Origin of the sequence: Bradyrhizobium sp. 21 (assembly GCF_023073335.1) — a bacterium.
Lineage (GTDB): Bacteria > Pseudomonadota > Alphaproteobacteria > Rhizobiales > Xanthobacteraceae > Bradyrhizobium.
Genome location: NZ_JADPJG010000005.1, coordinates 1 through 19,690, shown reverse-complemented (window position 1 = coordinate 19,690; position 19,690 = coordinate 1). Strand labels below are relative to the sequence as shown.

At 63.3% G+C, this 19,690-nt stretch carries 19 protein-coding genes and 1 pseudogene; 9 read left to right on the top strand and 11 right to left on the bottom strand.

Annotated elements, in window-relative coordinates:
• Positions 1-5: 5 nt before the first annotated feature.
• From IVB31_RS08995 to IVB31_RS08985, 3 genes are all read left to right on the top strand, one after another.
• The gene (locus IVB31_RS08995) at positions 6-308 is read left to right on the top strand and encodes a copper-binding protein (protein WP_247320940.1); all 303 of its coding nucleotides are present in this window, start codon (positions 6-8) and stop codon (positions 306-308) included.
• 284 nt (positions 309-592) lie between these two features.
• Complete coding sequence (flhA, locus tag IVB31_RS08990) at positions 593-2,734, top strand: flagellar biosynthesis protein FlhA (RefSeq protein ID WP_247320938.1); 2,142 nt, start codon at positions 593-595, stop codon at positions 2,732-2,734.
• Between the two features lie 294 nt (positions 2,735-3,028).
• Positions 3,029-3,229 carry a hypothetical protein gene (locus tag IVB31_RS08985; protein WP_247320936.1) on the top strand — a complete coding sequence of 67 codons (201 nt, stop codon included), beginning with the start codon at positions 3,029-3,031 and terminating at the stop codon, positions 3,227-3,229.
• Positions 3,230-4,138: 909 nt separating this feature from the next.
• Here the strand turns inward: IVB31_RS08985 and IVB31_RS08980 are convergent.
• The 7 genes from IVB31_RS08980 to fliI all read right to left on the bottom strand — a co-directional run bounded on the left by IVB31_RS08980 (position 4,139) and on the right by fliI (position 11,487).
• On the bottom strand, positions 4,139-5,050 hold the full coding sequence (locus IVB31_RS08980; RefSeq protein ID WP_247320934.1) for an ABC transporter substrate-binding protein: 912 nt from the start codon (positions 5,048-5,050) through the stop codon (positions 4,139-4,141).
• A 239-nt stretch (positions 5,051-5,289) separates the two neighbouring features.
• Positions 5,290-6,516: an NAD(P)/FAD-dependent oxidoreductase gene (locus IVB31_RS08975; RefSeq protein WP_247320932.1), complete on the bottom strand. Its 1,227-nt coding sequence runs from the start codon at positions 6,514-6,516 to the stop codon at positions 5,290-5,292.
• Between the two features lie 116 nt (positions 6,517-6,632).
• Positions 6,633-7,592, bottom strand: coding sequence for an AraC family transcriptional regulator (locus IVB31_RS08970; RefSeq protein ID WP_247320929.1), 960 nt, complete (start codon positions 7,590-7,592; stop codon positions 6,633-6,635).
• Between the two features lie 171 nt (positions 7,593-7,763).
• Positions 7,764-8,825 carry an anti-sigma factor gene (locus tag IVB31_RS08965; protein ID WP_247320927.1) on the bottom strand — a complete coding sequence of 354 codons (1,062 nt, stop codon included), beginning with the start codon at positions 8,823-8,825 and terminating at the stop codon, positions 7,764-7,766.
• A 71-nt stretch (positions 8,826-8,896) separates the two neighbouring features.
• Positions 8,897-9,442 carry a sigma-70 family RNA polymerase sigma factor gene (locus IVB31_RS08960; protein WP_247320925.1) on the bottom strand — a complete coding sequence of 182 codons (546 nt, stop codon included), beginning with the start codon at positions 9,440-9,442 and terminating at the stop codon, positions 8,897-8,899.
• Between the two features lie 179 nt (positions 9,443-9,621).
• Positions 9,622-10,041 carry a flagellar export protein FliJ gene (fliJ, locus tag IVB31_RS08955; protein ID WP_247320923.1) on the bottom strand — a complete coding sequence of 140 codons (420 nt, stop codon included), beginning with the start codon at positions 10,039-10,041 and terminating at the stop codon, positions 9,622-9,624.
• A gap of 120 nt (positions 10,042-10,161) precedes the next feature.
• Positions 10,162-11,487 carry a flagellar protein export ATPase FliI gene (fliI, locus tag IVB31_RS08950; RefSeq protein WP_247320921.1) on the bottom strand — a complete coding sequence of 442 codons (1,326 nt, stop codon included), beginning with the start codon at positions 11,485-11,487 and terminating at the stop codon, positions 10,162-10,164.
• A gap of 416 nt (positions 11,488-11,903) precedes the next feature.
• Between fliI and IVB31_RS08945 the strand changes: the two genes are divergently transcribed.
• The 6 genes from IVB31_RS08945 to IVB31_RS08920 all read left to right on the top strand — a co-directional run bounded on the left by IVB31_RS08945 (position 11,904) and on the right by IVB31_RS08920 (position 16,976).
• Positions 11,904-12,605, top strand: a complete 702-nt coding sequence (locus IVB31_RS08945) for a response regulator transcription factor (RefSeq protein WP_007600544.1) — start codon at positions 11,904-11,906, stop codon at positions 12,603-12,605.
• A gap of 283 nt (positions 12,606-12,888) precedes the next feature.
• A complete protein-coding gene (locus IVB31_RS08940; protein WP_247320919.1) occupies positions 12,889-13,992 on the top strand; it encodes a hypothetical protein in 1,104 nt (367 codons plus the stop codon).
• A gap of 23 nt (positions 13,993-14,015) precedes the next feature.
• On the top strand, positions 14,016-14,834 hold the full coding sequence (locus tag IVB31_RS08935) for a hypothetical protein (protein ID WP_247320917.1): 819 nt from the start codon (positions 14,016-14,018) through the stop codon (positions 14,832-14,834).
• Between the two features lie 161 nt (positions 14,835-14,995).
• Positions 14,996-15,400 carry a DUF350 domain-containing protein gene (locus IVB31_RS08930; RefSeq protein WP_247320915.1) on the top strand — a complete coding sequence of 135 codons (405 nt, stop codon included), beginning with the start codon at positions 14,996-14,998 and terminating at the stop codon, positions 15,398-15,400.
• A gap of 22 nt (positions 15,401-15,422) precedes the next feature.
• Positions 15,423-15,812 (top strand): hypothetical protein, encoded by a 390-nt coding sequence (locus tag IVB31_RS08925; RefSeq protein ID WP_247320912.1) that lies wholly within the window; start codon positions 15,423-15,425, stop codon positions 15,810-15,812.
• Positions 15,813-15,815: 3 nt separating this feature from the next.
• A complete protein-coding gene (locus tag IVB31_RS08920) occupies positions 15,816-16,976 on the top strand; it encodes a glutathionylspermidine synthase family protein (protein WP_247320910.1) in 1,161 nt (386 codons plus the stop codon).
• Between the two features lie 41 nt (positions 16,977-17,017).
• Here the strand turns inward: IVB31_RS08920 and IVB31_RS08915 are convergent, their stop codons facing one another.
• The 4 genes and pseudogenes from IVB31_RS08915 to IVB31_RS08900 all read right to left on the bottom strand — a co-directional run.
• Positions 17,018-17,890, bottom strand: coding sequence for a protein-glutamate O-methyltransferase CheR (locus IVB31_RS08915; RefSeq protein ID WP_247320909.1), 873 nt, complete (start codon positions 17,888-17,890; stop codon positions 17,018-17,020).
• Complete coding sequence (locus IVB31_RS08910) at positions 17,887-19,086, bottom strand: chemotaxis response regulator protein-glutamate methylesterase (protein WP_247320907.1); 1,200 nt, start codon at positions 19,084-19,086, stop codon at positions 17,887-17,889. The genes IVB31_RS08915 and IVB31_RS08910 overlap by 4 nt, the downstream gene beginning before the upstream one ends.
• Before the next feature lie 75 nt (positions 19,087-19,161).
• Positions 19,162-19,527, bottom strand: coding sequence for a response regulator (locus tag IVB31_RS08905; RefSeq protein ID WP_007600538.1), 366 nt, complete (start codon positions 19,525-19,527; stop codon positions 19,162-19,164).
• A gap of 73 nt (positions 19,528-19,600) precedes the next feature.
• Positions 19,601-19,690 (bottom strand): annotated as a pseudogene (locus tag IVB31_RS08900) (chemotaxis protein CheW); the annotation flags it as partial.

Sequence of the window (19,690 nt, the reverse complement as noted above, 5' to 3'; positions counted from 1 at the left end):
GAGCCATGAAATCGATCACCCGCATCGCCGCAGCACTCGCGCTGACGCTCGGCCTGACGCTCGGTGCTGCCGCGGCGCAGAGCGCCCCGATCAGCGGCGAGGTCAAGAAGATCGACGAGAGCGCCGGCAAGATCACGCTGAAGCACGGTCCCGCCAAGGGCCTCGGCATGGACGAGCCCATGACCATGGTCTACCGCGTCAAGGACCCCGCTTTGCTCAAGCAGGTGAAGGTCGGCGACAAGGTGACCTTCGAGGCCGAGGAAGCAACGTCGGGGTACACGGTGACGAAGATGGAGAAGGCGAAGTAGGGCCGTCGGCATCTCAACCATCGTCATTCCGGGGCGCGCCTCTGGCGCGAGCCCGGAATCACGGCTGAAAGGGCCTGATTCGTCCCTTCCCCACCCCTCCGTTAACCCTTTGCTAACCATACACCCGGCAAGAATTGCCCAGTGGAGTCGAGTGTCGTCAACCGCGTAGAACGGGAGCTCCCGTGGACGCCAGTGCGGTGCCTCACTTTCGGAACGGCGGCCCTCCGGCCGCCGCGCAGACGTTAGGCGCGCGTGGGCGGAAGTCACGCGGGGGGACAGCTACCATGGTCGACGTCACCGCGGGACAGGGCACAGGCGGCACGAACGCCGGCTTCCCCACCCTCTCCGAGATCGTCAACATCCTCAAGCGCGGCGACATCGCGCTGGCGCTGGGCGTCCTCACCATCCTGGTGGTGCTGATCCTGCCGCTGCCCGCGATCGTGCTGGACCTGTTCCTGGCGATCTCGATCACGCTCTCGATCCTGATCCTGATGACGTCGCTGTTCATCCAGACGCCGCTGGAATTCTCCGCCTTCCCGACCGTCCTGCTGATCTCGACCATGTTGCGGCTGTCGCTCAACATGGCCTCGACCCGCCTGATCCTGTCGCACGGGCATGAGGGCACGGATGCCGCCGGTCACGTCATCGAGGCCTTCGGCAGCTTCGTGATGGGCGGCAATTTCGTCATCGGCATCATCGTCTTCGCCATCCTGATCATCGTCAATTTCGTCGTCATCACCAAGGGTTCGGGCCGTATCGCGGAAGTCGCGGCGCGCTTCCACCTCGACGCCATGCCTGGCAAGCAGATGGCGATTGACGCCGATCTCTCCGCCGGCCTGATCGACGAGAAGGTCGCCAAGCACCGGCGCAAGGAGCTGGAGGACGAGAGCGGCTTCTTCGGCGCCATGGACGGTGCCTCCAAATTCGTGCGCGGCGATGCCATCGCCGGCCTCCTGATCGTCTTCATCAACGTCGTCGGCGGCATGATCATTGGCGTGGCGCAGCAGGGCCTGTCCTTCGCCGACGCCGGCCGCAGCTACACGCTGCTGACCGTCGGTGACGGCCTCGTCACCCAGGTGCCGGCGCTGATCGTCTCGACCGCGGCCGGCCTGCTCGTCTCCAAGGCCGGCGTATCCGGCGCCGCCGACAAGGCGCTGATGAAGCAGTTCTCCGGCTATCCGCAGGCGCTCGCCATGTCCTCAGCAGTGATGCTGGTGCTGGCGGCCCTGCCGGGCATTCCGACTATCCCCTTCCTGGCGCTTGGCGCCGGTGCCGGCGCGCTCGCCTGGCACGCCCGCAACCGCAACCGCAAGACGGCCAGGGCCGAGGAAATCGCCAAGGCCGCGCCCGCTCCGGGCACGCCGGGTGCGCCGGGCACTGCTGCGGCCGAGGAGCCGATTTCGTCCGCACTCAAGATCGACGATCTCAAGATCGAGCTCGGTTATGCCCTGCTGCCGCTGGTCAATGGGCCGGACGGCACCGACCGCCTCACCGAGCAGATCAAGGCGCTGCGCCGCTCGCTCGCGATCGAGATGGGCTTTGTGATGCCCGCCGTGCGCATCCTCGACAACGTCCAGCTCGAGGCCAACACCTACATCATCAAGATCAAGGAGGTCGACGCCGGCACCGGCAAGATCTGGCCGAACCAGTTCATGGTCATGGACCCCGGCGGTAGCCAAGTGCAGGTTCCCGGCATCCACACCACCGAGCCGACCTTCGGCCTGCCCGCGACCTGGGTCGATGCCAGCCTCAAGGAGGAGGCCTCGCTCAAGGGCTACACCGTCGTCGACGCCGCGACCGTGCTCTCCACCCACCTCACCGAGCTGCTCAAGGCCAACATGTCGGACCTGCTCTCTTATGGCGAGGTGCAGAAGCTGCTCAAGGAGCTGCCGAAGGAGCAGGGCGAACTGGTCAAGGACATCGTGCCCGGACAGGTCACGGTTTCCGGCATCCAGCGCGTGCTGCAACTCCTGCTCGCCGAGCGCATCTCGATCCGCGATCTCTCCACCATCCTCGAAGGCATCGCCGACTCGCTCGCCTTCTCGCGCAATCCGGCCACCATGGTCGAGCATGTCCGTGCCCGCCTGGCGCGGCAGATCTGCGCGCAGAACACCTCCTACAACGGCTATCTGCCGCTGATCGCGCTGTCGGCGCGTTGGGAACAAGCTTTTGCCGAATCCATTATCGGCCAGGGCGAGGAGCGCAGCCTGGCCATGCAGCCCTCCAAATTGTCGGAGTTCATGACCGGTGTGCGGGAGGCGTTCGAGCGCGCCGCGCGCGAAGGCGAGGCCCCGGTGCTGGTCACCTCTGCGGCAATTCGTCCTTTCGTCCGTTCCCTGGTCGAGCGGTTCCGGGCCCAGACGACCGTGCTGTCGCAGGCTGAAATCCACCCGAGAGCGAGATTGAAAACGGTCGGAAGCATCTGATTTGCCTTAAGAAGCCGTGTGTTTTTCGGCCACATGCAAATGGTTTTTAAGTTTTTGGCGCCTTGTCGAGGGAAGGCCGATAAGGCGCCTTGAAAGCCCATTACTGCTTTGAAATGATTACGAAATCGCACGATCGAAGGTCGTTTCAGATCGCGACTTCTCACGTCATTTCACGCTCTTGTGATCGTCTCTTGGGAACGAATCCCCCCAATACTAGGTTGTTGGGCACCGGAAGCATGAACCTGCCCAAACACGCAGGCGACTACTTCGGGTAGATGGCGGCAGGAGCCTTCCATGAACCACTCGATTTACAGCGCAGACCGCTCGACCCACCTCAAGATCGTGGTCGTGGCCCTCGTTGCAGGGATCGCGGTGGCAGGCTTCGGCATCACGGCACGCACGGGTTCGGATGAAGGCCTGACCCAGACCGCTCGCGTCATGAAGGCCGGCAAGCCGGTTGCTATCACCAGCTCGAGCGTTTCGCTCGTTCGCTAGGGAGACATGAGTTTCAGGAATTCACGCGGCTCTTTACCAGCCCCCCAAAGTCGCCACGTGGATATGTAGACGACCCCAACCCCAAGTCGACTACAGAAAGCGCCCGCCCCCCACGGGCGCTTTCTCACGTCTGGGTCGTCTCAATGACGGGGCGGTAGGATGGGTAGAGCGCAGCGAAACCCATCGGGAGGTCCTTCCGCGTCCACGCATGATGGATTTCGCTGCGCCCTACCCATCCTACGACCTTTATCATTTGCAATCATCGCGGACACGCCTTCGCATACTCGCGGCTGGTTTCGCCCGAGCTTTGCTTCGTCGGCTCACCCTCGAATGAAAGAGGGCGCAGGGAAGGCCGGGTGCCGGCTGGCACCCACGGTCCACTGTGCGAAGTTGTGGTACGAAAATCTGCACAGCGGCATACAGGTGAAGCCAAAACATCCGGCCTTTCCCTGCGCAGCGGTTTGACGACTTATGTCGCGCTCTCCCCGGGGAGCGATGCACTATTGCCCCCGTCGCCTTGCCGATGACTGATGCGCGCGGTCCGGTTGGACAGCACACATCACCACAAGACTTGGCGCACAGACCCCGGGCGCCAGGACCACACGATTTTGCCGTACGCCGATCACACCGGTCGTGTGCGCGAGGCCTTCGCTCACGGTTGCCCGCCCTGCGAACCCCTTCGCGCCGATGTGACCCACGTCCGCCACCGCCCGGCCCGCGTTCGTGACGATCGCGATACGCCCCTCTTCCTTGGGCCGGGTTGCCGCGATACATACGCCGTTTCCGAAATTCGGTAAAGTGGAATATTTTTTGCGATACGGATTGACCGACGGCTGGGTGTTTTGCCCGACGGGCAACGCCACGGCGTGTAGGAGGCTATCATGTCTCGGGCAACGGAGGGCCGTGCCTTCATGATTCGATCACCTCGTCGGCCACCGCCAGGAGGCGGGCCGGCGCCGTGACGCCCAGAGCCTTGGCCGTCTTGAGATTGAGAACGAGCACAAACTTGCTGGCCTGCTCGATCGGCAGATTCGCAGGCTTTTCGCCGCCGAGGATCTTTGCAGCATAGATGCCGGCCCGGCGGAAGTCGTCGATCAGATCGGCCGAATAGGACATGAGAAGCCCGGCGCGGCCCCACTCCGGATAAGTGCCGACCGTCGGTCTCCCCGGCGCCATCACCAGGGGCAAGATGCGGCGCATGTTGTTGTAGAGCAGCGGCTCGCCGGACACATAAAGGGCATCAACGCCATCTCGGATGCTCGCCAAGACCGCGGCCTCGACGTCATCGAGCCCACGAACTTCATGTCGAACAACTGAAAAGCCGAATTGACCAGCGACGCTTTGCAATGCGTTCAGCTCGATCGCGGCTAGAAGAGACGACGAACCGATAAAACCGAGCGCCTTCAGGTCCGGCACCAGCTCCTTGAACAGGTTGAAGCGCTTGCCAGTAAGTGCCTGCTCGCCGCCAACCGCACTCATCACATTGCCGGTCGCATGGCCGCCCGGGTGCACATAGCTTTCCGCGAATCCTGCTTTGATGGGATCGGCGGCATAGGATGTGAAGACCAAGGGCAGGTCGGGCAGCACCCTGTGCGCGACCGGCGCGGCGGCAGCCGAAGCAATGATGACGCGCGGTCTAAGAGCAGCGAGTTCAAGCGCAAGGGCGGGCAACCGGTCGAATACACCATCCGCGTAGCGCCAAGCAAAGTTGAAGTTGATGCCCTCGGTAAGGCCAGCCTCCCGCATGCCCTGACGGATAGCCACAATCCGATCTTCGGCGTTCTTCGCAGGTCCCGGCACCAGCACGGCGACGATGGGCAAGTCCGGTTGGGCGCGCGCCACAATAGGTAAGGCTACCGTCGTCCCCAGTATAGCAAGAAGCTCGCGCCGCCGCATGTCCACCCCCGAGAGGTAACGAGCATTCTATAGGCTCCGTCGAGGTCCTGACTAGGAGATAGCAATGATGCCGTTCGCAACGGCTTAACCGGCTTCGGGACAAAGCCTCGGCGGACGTTGCCTTCCTTTGCTTGATTGGCCCGGCTCATGGGCGCAGGCCCAGCTCAACGACGCGGCCCCCCATAGGTCGGCGGCGGTGCCTGCACGGTCGGCGAGGCCGCGGCGAACAGCTCGTCCTTGCGCCCCGAGAGCGGCGGATAGATGCGCTTGCGGTTGATGGTTTGCTTGGTCGCCTTGGCAGCCTGACCGGTGGTCCGCACCTCGCGGTCCCACCCTTCCGTATAGAGCGCGCCCCATCCGCCGAGATCGATCACGGTCACGTACCAGTCGATCCGCAGCGGCAGCATCGGCAGGCCTGCGAGATCGGCGACCACATTGTGACCGGCGAAGCGACCCATGGGACGCGCGAACTGGCAGGACATCACGCTCGGATGCAAGCCATCGACCACGCTCGAGGCGATGTCGCCGGCCGCGAACACACCGCCGACATCCGCAACCCGCATCAAGGGGTCGACGAGAAGGCGCCCAAGGCGATCGCGTGCGTCCGGAAAGCTCGCCGCCAAGGGGCTCGCGCGCATGCCCGCACACCAGATCACCGTCTGCGCCGCAATGAACTCGCCCGAGCTGAGGCGCATGCCGGCAGCCTCGACGGATGCGACGCGGACGCCGAGCCGTGTCTCGACCTCCAGCGAGGCCAACGCCGTCTCGATGACGGGACGCGCATGCGCGCCGATGGTGGCGCCGACCGCCGGATTGGGATCGACCAGAATGATGCGACGGCTGCCGGTGATGCCGGCGCGGGCCAGCCGGTCCGGCATCTCGGCCGCGACCTCGATGCCGGTAAAGCCGGCGCCGACCACGACGACCGTCGAGCGCCCGGGCGATGGCGCGCTGCGCCCGAGCGACATGAGATGATCCCCGAGACGGAGCGCCGCAGCATAGGTATCGACGTCGAAAGCATGCTCGACAAGGCCGGGGATGAGGGGACGCATCACTTCGCTGCCGAGCGCCAGCACCAGGCGGTCGTAGCTCAGCGTCTCCTCGCCGTCGCCGGTGACCAGCGAAATCTCGCGCCGTGCCGGATCGATGGCTTCGACCTCGCCGATCCCGTGACTGACGTCGATCGGGTCGAGCAGTTGCGGCAGCGGAAGCGCGACCTCGCCGAGGTCGGCCTCGTAATTGCGGACGCGGATGTTGTGATAGGAATTGCGATCGACGACACGGATCTCGATGTCACGGCCGGCCGCGCCGATCTCGTCGCGCTTGCGTGCGGCACCGATGGCCGCCCACAGACCTGCAAACCCGGCGCCGAGCACGACGATGCGCGCCATGTCCGTTCACTTCGCTGTTCCAGGGAATCCGGTGATCCGCCCCGCGCGGACAAATATAGCTCATTCGTCCGGATCGACCAACTGGAGCAGCGGCGCGCCCCTGCCCAAATCGCGGCTCACGCCTCGCGCAGTTCCGACGGCGTCGCGCCAAAGCGCTTGCGGAAGGCACGGTTGAAATAGGACAAATCGGAGAAGCCCGAAGAATGCGCGATGTCGCTGATCTTGCGGATCCTGGCGCGGGGATCGCCGAGCAGCTTGCGCGCCTGCAGCAGGCGCTGCTCCAGCACGAATTCGGTGAAGGTCGTTCCGGCCTGCTCGAACAGGCGCTGCGCCTGGCGCGGGCTCAGGCCGGAGCGCGTGGCGATCTCGGACAAACAGAGATCGTTGCGGCCAAGGCCGGCCATCACGTCGGCGCGCATGAGATCTAGACGGGCCGCCGCCTGTCCGCGGCCGCGCGCGAGACTTGCATGTTCGGCGTCGGTGCCGAGCAGGAGGCCGACGAGATCGACCATGTGCTGCGCGGTGAGGCGCTGGCCGATGGCGTCGAGATGCGGTGCGTGATGGGCGGCAAGGGAGTGGTAGCGGAAGACCGTCTCGGCGACAGCGCCGTCCGCGAGCACTTGCGACAGCTTGTCCTCGGCGCGGGGATTGATGTCGAGCAGCGCCCGGCGCGGCATGCGGATGGTGGTGAAGCGATCTTCGTCGGTATGGCCGACGGACCCGGTGATGCCCATGTCGACGAGCACCATCTGCGCAGGCGCGAGCTCCACGGTATGGCCGTTCTGCCCGACGCGGACGAGCCCCGCATGGCCTGCGATCAGGACGAGATCGTCGCTACCGTCGGCAAGGTGGCTCTGAGTGCGTGAATATTGCGCGGAGGCGCCTTCGGGAATGGCGAGAGCGATGTTATCGACCACGCTGACCTGGAGGCGGCAATCGATGCTGTCGCCGCGGCTCGGCCCGATGTCCAAGCCGCAGGAACCGACGGCCCGCTCGCGCCAATGTTCGAAGGCGGGGCCGTGTGGCAGCCCCGCATATTGGTGAACAAAGATGCCCGACGTTTTCGCTGCATCCATCTGATTTCTCGCCCCTCTCCGGCACCATGATCGGCGGTGCCGACTGCAAATTCCGGGCATTTGACGCCGCGGAATGCACCGAGGTTCAAATCGGGGGCGGATTCGGCTGGATTTGTCGGGATACGACAGCGGGATGGACGGGTGCGACAAGTATTCGGACTTGTCGCCCCACTACTTCTTCGCGGGCGCCTGCGGCTGGGACGGCGGCACGGTCTCGATCAGCTTGCCGGAAAACACCGGCGCCGATGTCGGCTGGCCATTGGGCGAGCCGCCGGCCTGCTCGACGGTGACGGCGTAGGTCGCGCCGTTGACGACGTCGGCATCGTAGGAGCCAAGCACCGGGCGCGCGGTGAAATCGCCCGCACCGATCACGCCGAGCGAACGCGGGCGCGGCAGCTTGTCGGAGATCAGCCAGAGCTCAAAGCTCTTGCCGGGCTCCGGCGTCGCGCCGACCTTGCGCACGGTAAAGTTCTTGGTCGAACCGTCGATGGTCAGGATGAAGGCGGGGCCGCCGCCCTGGCCCTGCAGCAACGCGACATATTGCGACGACGCGGTGATCGGCGCCGGTGTCTTCACCTCGACCGTCTGAATGCGCGCTGCAGGACGCAGGCCGCCCGGCAGCGCCTCGGGCTGGAAGATCTGCAGCGACAGCGTCACCAGCAGCGCGGCCGCGAGCGCACCAACCGCGGATGCGATGGTGCGCCAGCGCTTCACGCGGCTCTCGAGCCGGATCACATTGCTGTTGTCGGCGACCGGCGGCGGTGGCGCGCGCACGACGTCAGGATCTGGCGCGTGGACCTGCGGCATGAAGATCGGCGTGACGTCGGAAAGCGTGTCGAACACAGGTCGCGCCGTCCCGGGCGGCTCCGCTTCGGGAGGCTGTGGCTCCGCCGGCTGCGCGACCTCCGACGACGACTCCGGCGGCGCCGCTTCAGACGCGGCAGGCTCCGGCACAGGGGGTGGCGGCGCCGAGGCTTCCGGCAGCGCTGGCGCCTCCTGCGCAAAGGCCGTCCTCGCCAACTCGGAGCGGATGTTCTCCCACACGATCGGACGCGGCTCGATCGTGCCGACCATCTGGTTGAGGACGCCGAGCCGGTAGGCCCAGGCCTGCACGACATCGGCGAACGCCTTGTCCACCGCCATCATGGTCTCGACCTGCGCGCGCTCACCGGCGTCGAGCGTACCGAGCGCATATTCCGCGGCGAGCGCGATATGGTCCTCCGTATAGGCCATCAGTTTCCTTCACCTCTCCCTGCGGAAGAGAAGCGAGAACGCCGCGCCAGCATATGCACTCTCATCATCCTCTATAGCCCGAGGCACTCGCGAATATCCAACATGCTGCGCCGGAGCCACGTCTTCACCGTATTGACGGGTGCGGCGAATTTTTCCGCCAATTGCTCGCGGCTCCAGCCGTTGTAATAGGCGAGAAGCACGAGCCTCTGACGGTCCGGCTCGAGCCGGCCGATACATTCCAGGAGCCGTTTCAACTCCTCGGTCATCTCCCTCCGCGCCAGCGGATCGGGGCTGTCGGCCGCGACTTCCATCGCCTGCGGCTCTTCCTCGATGGAGACTTCCGTCTTCTTGCGCACGATGTCGATGGCGCGGTTGCGCGCGATCGACGCCATCCACGTGATCGGCGACGACAGAGCGGGATTGAACTGGCCGGCGCTGTTCCATATCTTGACGTAGGTCTCCTGAATGACCTCCTCTGCGAGATCCTGTCGGCGCAAGATACGGAGCACGACGCCATAGAGTTTCGCACGCGTGGCGACGTAGAGACGCTCGAACGCGGCCTGATCGCCCTTGGCGACCTCCCCAATCAGCCCGACCAGCTCTGCTGGCGTCAGCATTCAGCCCCCCACGCAACGGCCAGTCGCGTTCCGCGCAGGCCCCGGCACTCCGCTACCATAGCGCGCGGCAAAGCCCATCACCAAGGGGCGGGGCGCCACACTGTGGATAGCAAATACGGAAAACCCGGACCTCAAGGGTCCGGGTTTTGCAAATTCTCGTCAGTCCGGCTGCTGGGGCCTCAGGCGACGGCGCCGATGCGGGCGCGCATCAGGCCGATGCTGTCGAGGTCGGCCTGCTCGCGGGCGTTCTCTTCGGCGCGTTCGCGGGCCTGGTCGCGCTCGTCGAGGAGCTCGACCTTCTTCAGCTCTTCGAAGGCTTCGCCCAGCGCGGCCTTGGCTTCGTCGAGCTGGCCCTTCAGCTCGTCGGCGGAGCGGGTCAGGTTCTCGCGGCGCTGGATGGCAGCCTTGGCATAGGTCGGATAGGCGAAGTGCGCGGGATCGTTGATCCCGGCACGCTCCTGCTCGGTCGAGATCTCGCGTTCAAGATCGGTCGACATCCGCTGGAAGTCGGCGATCATGGTCTCGATCTGGGTGACCCGGCGGCGCTTCTCGTCGACCTGAAATTTCTTCAGGCGGATGAGGGTATCACGTGACTTCATCGACTCGTACTCCCCAGAAGTCCCCTAGCTGCACGTGGGACAACACCGGTCTCCCCACAGGCCCGACTGGGCCAAGACCGGCTCTGCTACTCTGTGGGATCGGATGATGACGGGACAAAGTTAGCGTTCCGTTTCCAAATTACCGAGGATTTGCGCCAACTGGCGGTAGCCGTCCGCCAGGGATGCATTTTCGTCCTTGCGCTGGCGCAGGAAGGCCTCCAGCGGCTCGTGCAGGCGGATCGCCTCGTCGACCTCGGCGCTGGAGCCGGCGCGGTAGGCGCCCAGCCGGATCAATTCCTCCATGTCGGCATAGGTCGCCATCACCGCCCGCGCCTTCTGGATGGTCGGCCAGAACTCCGGGTCGGCCGATTTCGGCATGGTGCGGGAGATGGATTTGAGGATGTTGATGGCGGGATAGCGGCCGCGCTCGGCGATCGAGCGCTGCATCACGATGTGGCCGTCGAGGATGCCGCGGACGGCATCCGCGATCGGCTCGTTATGGTCGTCGCCGTCGACCAGCACCGTGAAGATCGCGGTGATGGCGCCCTCCCCCATGCCCGGCCCGGCGCGCTCCAGAAGCTTCGGCAGCTCGGTGAACACGGTCGGCGTATAACCCTTGGCGGTCGGCGGCTCGCCGGCGGACAGGCCGATCTCGCGCTGGGCCATGGCAAAGCGCGTCACCGAGTCCATCAGGCAGAGGACGTCCTGCTCCTCGTCGCGAAAATATTCGGCGACCGCCAGCGTAAGATAAGCGGCCTGGCGGCGCATCAACGCCGGCTCGTCCGAGGTCGCGACCACGACGACGGAGCGCGCCAGGCCCTCCTCGCCGAGATCGTCCTGGAGGAATTCCTGCACCTCGCGGCCGCGTTCGCCGATCAGCCCGATGACGCTGACCGCGGCATCGACGTTGCGCGCGAGCATCGAGAGCAGCACCGACTTGCCTACGCCGGAGCCCGCGAAGATGCCCATGCGCTGGCCGCGGCAGCAGGTCAGGAACGTGTTCATCGCGCGCACGCCGAGATCGAGCGGCGCGCCGACGCGCTTGCGCGAATGCGCCGGCGGAGGCGAATTGCGGTACGGCATCGGCGCCGGGCCCTGCGGCAGCGGCCCCTTGCCATCGATCGGCTCACCCAATGCGTTGACGACGCGCCCGAGCCAGGCCGCGCAAGGCCGCACCTGATTTGCGGCATTGGCGATGACGGCCTTGCAGCCGCGCCGCACGCCGTCGAGGCCTGCGAACGGCATCACGACGGCGTTGTTGCCGGAGAAGCCGATCACCTCGCAGGGGATCGAACGATTGGCGCCCGTCTCGATCACGAGCCGCGCGCCGACCGACATCGCGTGAATAGGTCCGGCCACCTCGACCATCAGGCCGCGCACGCCGACCACACGGCCATAAATATTGACGCCGTCGATATCGCCGATCTGTTCGGCAAGAGCCTTCATGAGAGGGCCGTCATTAAGGTGATCGCCTTTGTGATCCGGGGCTTCACGGTGAAAACCTTAAGTTTCGCCATATTTCTGAACGGCGCTTAACTTCGTGTTTACCCGCATCGTTAATCATTGCGTCACTGTCTTTGTGACTGAGCGTGACCCCCCTTCAGAAGAAGGCTGAGTCGCGGGAGTCGGTTAGGCCCGTCTCTTAAAGTGGAACTTGAACGGAACCGGATAACGAAAGCTGCTTCACGCACAAGACCTTAGGGCGATTCGACGAAAATTGCATCCACAGGGCTTGCGTTCCAGAATCAGAATTTGTTAACCATCTGTTGTCAGGATCCGAATCAGTTGTTCAAAGGCGTTTTGTTGTGTGCCGCGAATGCGGCCGACCTGACGCCCAGGAGCGGCGACTATGGGGAACTGGCATGCGCGTTTTGCTGATTGAAGATGACAGCGCCGTCGCGCAGTCGATCGAGCTGATGCTGAAGTCTGAGAGCTTCAACGTCTACACGACCGATTTGGGGGAAGAAGGCGTCGATCTCGGTAAATTATACGATTACGACATTATCCTTCTCGACCTCAACCTGCCCGACATGTCCGGTTATGACGTGCTCAAGCAGCTCCGGGTCTCCAAGATCAAGACACCAATCCTGATCCTCTCCGGCCTCGCCGGCATCGAGGACAAGGTCAAGGGTCTCGGCGTCGGCGCCGACGACTACATGACCAAGCCCTTCCACAAGGACGAGCTGGTTGCCCGCATCCACGCGATCGTGCGCCGCTCCAAGGGCCATGCCCAGTCGGTCATCCAGACCGGCGACCTCGTCGTCAACCTCGACACCAAGACGGTGGAAGTCGGCGGCCAGCGCGTGCATCTGACCGGCAAGGAATACCAGATGCTGGAGCTGCTCTCGCTCCGCAAGGGCACGACCCTCACCAAGGAAATGTTCCTCAACCACCTCTATGGCGGCATGGACGAGCCCGAGCTGAAGATCATCGACGTCTTCATCTGCAAGCTCCGCAAGAAGCTCGCGAATGCCTCGGAAGGCCGCAACTTCATCGAGACCGTGTGGGGCCGCGGCTACGTGCTGCGCGAGCCGCACGAGGTCGAAGAACGCATTCCCGCCTGATCCTGGGTTTACCCGCGAGCCCTTCGGGGCTTGCTCCTCCCAGCCTGGACCCCGCCGCAAATGGCGGGGTTTTGTTTTTGGGGGATGCAAAGGTGCCGTGTCAACGCCTCCGCAGTCCCCTTGAAAGAACGTCAACCTGTGCGCTAGGATCAAAATACCTCGCCTGAAGATTGTTCAAAATTAGCATTTCCGATCGCTATGCCCCACTCGAGGAAGACTCCTCGGACCACTGAACGATACGCAAGTCATTTAATTGCAGTAATTATTTTCGACGAGGCGCCCAATGCGAGAGAACGCGGAAGACGCAAATAAGAATCCCGAAGGACAAAAGTCGAACGAACAGTTCGATGTACAGGCCACCCTCAAGAAGCTCAGTGACGACATCGCAAGTCTCAAGCGACCAACCGACACCTCTCCCAAAACATTTCGCGAATTCTGTCTCGGATTTCCGAGCAGCGGCTTATTCTACCTGCTCTTGGGCGGTGTGTTGCTATTCATCGCTCAGTGGCGGATTGAGACAATGCATGCGGCGTTCACTTTCGTCCTCGTTGTCCTGGGCATTGCCCTCCTTCTTTACGGAACCGGCACGCAGAGCGCCGGCAATTTCAGTTCGGATACTGCAGCTGCAAAATACAACGTGGCAATAGCGGGGGGCGCCGGAATACTCGCTCTGTGCGTGGCATTCGGGATGGTGACCTATTATCCCATGATGGCGGACACATTCAGGGCCGAAAAGAAGTACTTGCGCGTGCTTATTAAGAGCACTGACGGATCATCGAAGATCGCATATTACACTTCGCAGTTCTTCATCGACGGCACGCCAATTCCATCGGTCTTGCGCGGAAATTCGTACATCGAAGTTTTTGTGCCCTATACGCTGGCAGACTTGAATACGATTGAAACCACCGCTCGGTCGAGCGAAGCGACCAAGTCAAAAGGCAAAGCGGCCTCGAAGGGAAAGGGAATCGGTTGCGAAAAGTCAAAAGCCCTGACTCTGCAAGCATCCCCTGAAGAGGATGACGAAAGCTCGTCGAGAAAGCGCATCTCCGGGATGTTCTATCGCATGCCGGAGAGCGGCACCAACGTCGTTAGCGACCACAGGATCAACGGAAAATTCGACCAGCTCGTCGACATGGTACCGAAAGAATTCGTTATCCGGCTGAATAAGTCGAGCTTCCGGCAAACTTCCGGGGGCCAGGACTTCCCCGAGTACGAGGAAGTGGTCTGCGTCAATCTTCAGAACGACAAGCAAGCTGATGCACTGCTGGAGGCAAACCGCAAACTGACGAGCAATCCAAACAACGGACAGAACTTCGACGCCAAAGGCGCCCTCAAAGCCCCGAGTCAACCGGCTGCTACAGACCCCCCAGAAGTGGTGACGAAGTGACAACTCTATTGCCTCGGTTTGCATTGTACACGCTCATTGCGATGATTGCCTGTCCATACGATGGGGCGAGCGCGCAGGAAGCCGCCGTCTGCACGCAGTACCAAGCCGCGACCAGCGGCATACCTTCGAAGGGGGTCCCCATCGTACCCGACGCCCTGTTGCAAGACATCAAGACTGCAGTTCCATGCCTTGTCACGCTCATTTCTGGGCTCGAACCGAGCATCACATCCCCAAAGATGCCTTCGGATGCGGGCAGCAAGCTCTTGAGTGCAACGGCAGCGCTGAGAGCCATCATGGCAAGACAAAGCGCTCTCGATGCAGCGTCCGGGACCCCAAACGATACCACGAAGTTGAATGAGTTCATCTCTCTGTTTCGAGACAAGGATAATGTTGCTGTCGTCTCGGTTCTGACTTACGCAGCGCGCAGCGACATCTACGATGCCAGGCTGAATTCCGTTCTGATCCTCGGCAACATCATTGATAACACCACTGTCTGCGTTCCGATCGTCCACCTCAACGATCCAGAGCTCGACAGCACAGACTACGGCAAGAATGGTAGAGCAAATCTGCTCGGAATTATCTCGGTCGTGGCGCCATGGGCTTACTTCGAAAACTATGATGCAATCGAACAAACGCGCGCGGTGCTGAGTGCGAAGGTCGGGGAAAATCCTGATTACAAGACGACGCGAACCATTCTCGACAACATCGACAAGCGGCTGCGCTCCCAGACCAATCAAACGAACAGAAGCGTTCCCTTGCCCGGCGAATTCAAGACCGCTTGCAAAAATTATATCGATGCTTATCGGGCAAAGCACACCATCACCGGAACTTTCAAGTATTGAACCCCAGGAACCTGGCTGCAACTGTGTGGCGGATGATCCGTGTACGGAGCAGTCAAGCCGAGGCAACACCAAGACTTGGCCTTTGGAGTCGAACCAACTGTGTCGACGCCGCGACCGAGTATTAGTGCAGCGTCCTGCCCTCATCCATTGGACCTCCATCCATGATCCTGCAATCACTGGCTGGCCTGCCCGCCTTCCTGGTCTATTTCTGCACCGGGCTGGTCGCGATCGTGGCGTATCTGTTCGTCTACACCCGCATCACGGCGCATAACGAGTTCCAGCTGATCCGCGACAACGATCCGGCTGCGGCAATTGCGCTCGGCCTCAGCCTGCTGGGCTTCGTGGCGCCGCTGGTGAGCGCCATCGCACATTCGGCCAATGTGCTGGACTGCCTGATCTGGGCGATGATCGCGCTGATCGTCCAGATCGTCGTGTTCTTTCTCGTGAAGGTGCCGGTGCCGAACCTGTCGGCGCGGATTGCCGCCGGCGAGCTTGCGCCGGCGATCTGGCTCGGCCTCTCCTCGCTCGCGGCAGGCCTGCTGAACGCAGCCTGCATGATCTACTGATCTACTGATATGAGCCAGTGATATGGCCGACAAACCTTCCAGCAAACAGTTCGGCAAACGCCGGCCGCCGGCCGAGCCGCCGCCTCCGCGGCCTCAGGCGAAGCGTTCCGGCCATGTCGCGCTGCTGGTGATGGGCACGATCGCGGTCGGCACCACCGCCTACACGCTGATGCCGCGGCAGCACTGCGAACCCTCCCCCGGCGCCCTGCCGGGGCAGACGAGTACCACCTGCAGCAGTAGCAGCGGTTCATCAGGCGGCAGCGGCGGCTCGGGCTCGTCGTCGCGATCGAGCTTTTTCAGCAGCGATTCCTCGAGCCATTCCTCGTCGGCAAATTCGTCCGATTCTGGATCGAGCAGCGTGAGCCGCGGCGGCTTCGGCTCGTTCGGCCATGGCTTCTCGGGCGGCGGCTGATCCATGCGACGCATCGTCTGTCCCGAGCGCGACGATTGGCGGCAGACCGCCGAACAATGCGGCTTTGCCTTCCACACCATCGACGGCGAGCGCTATTGGGACGAGCGCGCCTACTACGCCTTCACGCTCGACGAGATCGAGCGCGGCATCGAGACGCCGACCGGCGAGATCGATGCGATGTGCCTGGAGCTCGCCGGCCGCGTGATCGGCGACGAACGCCATTTGCGGCGCCTGAAGATCCCGGAGGCATTTTGGAGCTTGATCGCGGAGAGCTGGGAGCGCGACGAACGCAGCCTCTATGGCCGGCTCGATCTGAAATTCGACGGCAAGGGACCGGCAAAGCTGCTCGAATACAATGCGGATACGCCGACCTCGATCTTCGAAGCCGCGGTGTTTCAGTGGACCTGGCTCGAACAGGCCATCGAACGCCGCATCATCCCTGGTCGCGCCGACCAGTTCAACTCCATCCACGAGCGGCTGATCGCGGCGTGGAAGGACATTGCCGCGGGCCGCCACGTCCATCTCACCGGCACAACAGGCAATGAGGAGGACGCCGGCACGCTCGCTTATCTCGAAGACACTGCGCGCCAGGCGGGCCTCTCGACCACACTTCTCGACATCGAGGCGATCGGCTGGCGCGACCAGCCCGGCGGTTTCGTCGATCTCGATAACAGCGACATTGCGCTCGCCTTCAAGCTCTATCCCTGGGAATGGATGTTCCACGACGCCTTCGGCGCCAGGCTCAAGGGCGCACAGACACGCTGGATCGAGCCGCCGTGGAAGGCGGTGCTCTCCAACAAGGGCATCCTGCCGCTGCTCTGGGAGATGTTTCCGAACCATCCCCATCTGCTGCCGGCCTTCTTCGAGGACGATCCGCGGGCAACCGAGCTCGGCAGCTCCTATGTGCGCAAGCCGCTGCTGTCGCGCGAGGGTGCCAATGTCACGCTGGTGTCCGGCGGCATGCCGCTCGACGCGCAGGCCGGCCCCTACGGCGCCGAAGGGTTCGTGCGACAGGCATTGTCACCGCTGCCGAATTTTTCGGGCTTCTACCCGGTGATCGGAAGCTGGCTGGTGAATCACGAACCCTGCGGGCTGTCGATCCGCGAGGACGAAAGCCCGATCACCGGCAACGGCTCGCGGTTTTTGCCGCATGCGATTTTGTGAATAGTTCTCCCTCTCCGCAAGCGGGGTGAGGTCAGAACATCTCACCGCGCCGCGGCGATCTTCAACGTCGGCGGCATCAAGCCGCCCATCGGGCGGCCGGAGCGCGCGGGGTTGAGCTGATAGAGACCGCGGCGGTCGGTGATCGGACGGAACGCATCGGTGATGCCGACGACGGATTCGGCGGCGCCAAGCAGCAGCGTACCGTCGGCTTCCAGACCCTTCGCCATGCGCTCGAAGATCACCGCTTTGGTGCTCTGGTCGAAATAGATCAGCACGTTGCGGCAGAAGATCACGTCGAACGTGCCGAGATGGGAGAAGTCCTGCAGCAGATTGAGCTGGCGGAACTGCACCATCGCGCGGATGTCGGCATTAAGCTGCCAGACGTCGCCGACTTGCGTGAAGTATTTCATCAGGTGCTGGATCGGCAGGCCGCGCTGCACCTCGAACTGGCTGTAGAGTCCGGCCCTGGATTTCTCCAGCACCTCCTGCGACAGATCGGTGGCGACGATCTCGATGCGCCAGCCGGCGAAGGCTGCGCCCATCTCCTTCACGCACATCGCGATCGAATAGGGCTCCTGCCCGGTCGACGACGCCGCCGACCAGATGCGCAGCGATCTGCGCGCCGCGCGCGCCTGAAGCAGTCCCGGCAGGATGGTTTCGCGCAGATGATCGAACGGAATCTTGTCCCGATAAAAGAAGGTCTCGTTGGTGGTCATCGCTTCGACCACGTCGGCCGCAAGCCGCCCGTCGCCGTTCCTGATCTTCAGCACGAGATCGGGAATGCCGGGGAGGCTCGCCTTGCGGGCCAGCGGCATGAGCCGGCTCTCGACCAGATACTGCTTGTCTGGAGAGAGATCGAGGCCGGAACGCTCTTTCAGGAACTTGCGCAGATAGTCGTAGTCACCCGGCGTCACGAACGGTCTCCCGCGAACAGGCGATTGACCCTGGCGCCGATCTGGTTGAGCGGCAGGATCGCCGCGCAGATGCCGGCAGTGGCCGCCGCGCCCGGCATGCCCCAGACCACGCTGGAGGCTTCGTCCTGCGCGATGACGCTGCCGCCGGCGGCAACGATGTCCTTGCCGCCGCGCATGCCGTCGGAGCCCATGCCCGTCAGGATCACGGAGAGGATGGCGCCATGCCAGATGTCGATGGCGGAGGTGAAGAGCGGATCGACCGCGGGCTTGCAGAAATTGACGGCCGGGCCGTCGTCGAGCGCGATCGCCACGTCGGCACCGCTGCGCACGACCCGCATGTGCTTGCCGCCAGGCGCGAGATAGATGTGGCCCGGTTTCACCGGCTCGCCGTCGACCGCCTCGGCCGCGGGCTTGCGGCTCGTGCGCGCCAGATGTTCGGCGAGAATGGTGGTGAAGGTCGGCGGCATGTGCTGGGTGATCAGCACCGGGAAGCGGTCGATCACCGGGCCGAGCTCGGTGACGAGCGTCATCAGTGCCTGAGGACCGCCGGTCGATGAGCCGATCAGCAGCACCTTCGGGGCCTGGGTCGAGAACGGACGCGTGACCAGAGGCGACGACGGACTCAGCAGGGACGAGGCCTGCGCGGGCGTGGCAGGCCGCGCGATAGCGGGTGCACGTGCAGTCGGTGCAGCAGGGCTCGCGGGCGCCAGTGGCGGGCTCGCAACCGCGGGCTTCCGGCGCAGCCGGGCGCCGAGGTGGCGGATCTTCTGGATCAAATCGTGGTGGAAGATGTCCGCAGCCGATGCCTCACGCGTCGACTCCGGCTTGGGAATGTAGTCGGCCGCGCCGAGCGACAGCGCCTTGAAGCTGATCTCCGCGTTGCGGCGGGTCAGCGTCGAGGCCATGATGATGACGAGATCGCGCTTCTTCGCCAGCAATTGCGGCAGCGCCGAGATGCCGTCGAGCTCGGGCATTTCGATGTCGAGCACGGCGACGTCGGGATTGATGCGTTCGATCTGGTTGACCGCCTCGAGCCCTGTACGCAAGGAGGCCGCGACCTCCATGTCGTGCTCGGCACCGATCCAGCGCGAGATCAGGCCGCGGATGACGACGGAGTCGTCGACGACCATCACCCGCAACGGTCCGGCTTCGCGCGACGAGCCCGTAGTCGAATTACCTGCGAACGCAACACTCATTACTCACCAACTCAGACTGAAACGGTTCAGTTGAAAACAAACGCCGAAGGATCCGTTCAGCCTCCGGGCAGTCGCTCAGATAAGGCCGACTTCCTGGAATTTCGCCGTCACGATGTCCTTGTCGAAGGGCTTCATGATGTACTCGTTGGCGCCGGCATGTAATGCGCGCGCGATATGCGCGACGTCGTTCTCGGTGGTGCAGAACACGACCTTGGGCTGGTCGCCGCCGGGCATGCGGCGGAGATGGCCGAGGAACTCGTAGCCGTCCATCACCGGCATGTTCCAGTCGAGCAGCACCGCGTCGGGCAAGCCGCGTTTGCAGGCCTCCAGCGCCTTCTCACCGTCCTCGGCTTCGAGGATCTGGAAGTCGAGGCCCTCCAGTATCCGGCGCGCAACCTTGCGGATGACGCTGGAATCATCAACGACGAGACAAGTTCGCATGTGAACCTCTACTTCCACCCCTTTTTGCGGGGGCACTTCCAATTGCAGGTACGTCGGTGGCAATGCCGCCGTATCAGGCCGCCATCATCTCGGGCGCGAGCTCGAGGACGCGATCGACATCGAGGACGACCATGAGCTGTCCGTCGAGGCGGTGGACGCCGCC

Bases quoted from the DNA above. Each gene is read 5' to 3' on its own strand.
- IVB31_RS08995 (WP_247320940.1), top strand. From the start codon at position 6: ATGAAATCGATCACCCGCATCGCCGCAGCACTCGCGCTGACGCTCGGC.
- flhA (WP_247320938.1), top strand. From the start codon at position 593: ATGGTCGACGTCACCGCGGGACAGGGCACAGGCGGCACGAACGCCGGC.
- IVB31_RS08985 (WP_247320936.1), top strand. From the start codon at position 3,029: ATGAACCACTCGATTTACAGCGCAGACCGCTCGACCCACCTCAAGATC.
- IVB31_RS08975 (WP_247320932.1), bottom strand. From the start codon at position 6,516: ATGGCGCGCATCGTCGTGCTCGGCGCCGGGTTTGCAGGTCTGTGGGCG.
- IVB31_RS08970 (WP_247320929.1), bottom strand. From the start codon at position 7,592: ATGGATGCAGCGAAAACGTCGGGCATCTTTGTTCACCAATATGCGGGG.
- IVB31_RS08965 (WP_247320927.1), bottom strand. From the start codon at position 8,825: ATGGCCTATACGGAGGACCATATCGCGCTCGCCGCGGAATATGCGCTC.
- IVB31_RS08960 (WP_247320925.1), bottom strand. From the start codon at position 9,442: ATGCTGACGCCAGCAGAGCTGGTCGGGCTGATTGGGGAGGTCGCCAAG.
- fliJ (WP_247320923.1), bottom strand. From the start codon at position 10,041: ATGAAGTCACGTGATACCCTCATCCGCCTGAAGAAATTTCAGGTCGAC.
- fliI (WP_247320921.1), bottom strand. From the start codon at position 11,487: ATGAAGGCTCTTGCCGAACAGATCGGCGATATCGACGGCGTCAATATT.
- IVB31_RS08945 (WP_007600544.1), top strand. From the start codon at position 11,904: ATGCGCGTTTTGCTGATTGAAGATGACAGCGCCGTCGCGCAGTCGATC.
- IVB31_RS08940 (WP_247320919.1), top strand. From the start codon at position 12,889: ATGCGAGAGAACGCGGAAGACGCAAATAAGAATCCCGAAGGACAAAAG.
- IVB31_RS08930 (WP_247320915.1), top strand. From the start codon at position 14,996: ATGATCCTGCAATCACTGGCTGGCCTGCCCGCCTTCCTGGTCTATTTC.
- IVB31_RS08925 (WP_247320912.1), top strand. From the start codon at position 15,423: ATGGCCGACAAACCTTCCAGCAAACAGTTCGGCAAACGCCGGCCGCCG.
- IVB31_RS08920 (WP_247320910.1), top strand. From the start codon at position 15,816: ATGCGACGCATCGTCTGTCCCGAGCGCGACGATTGGCGGCAGACCGCC.
- IVB31_RS08910 (WP_247320907.1), bottom strand. From the start codon at position 19,086: ATGAGTGTTGCGTTCGCAGGTAATTCGACTACGGGCTCGTCGCGCGAA.
- IVB31_RS08905 (WP_007600538.1), bottom strand. From the start codon at position 19,527: ATGCGAACTTGTCTCGTCGTTGATGATTCCAGCGTCATCCGCAAGGTT.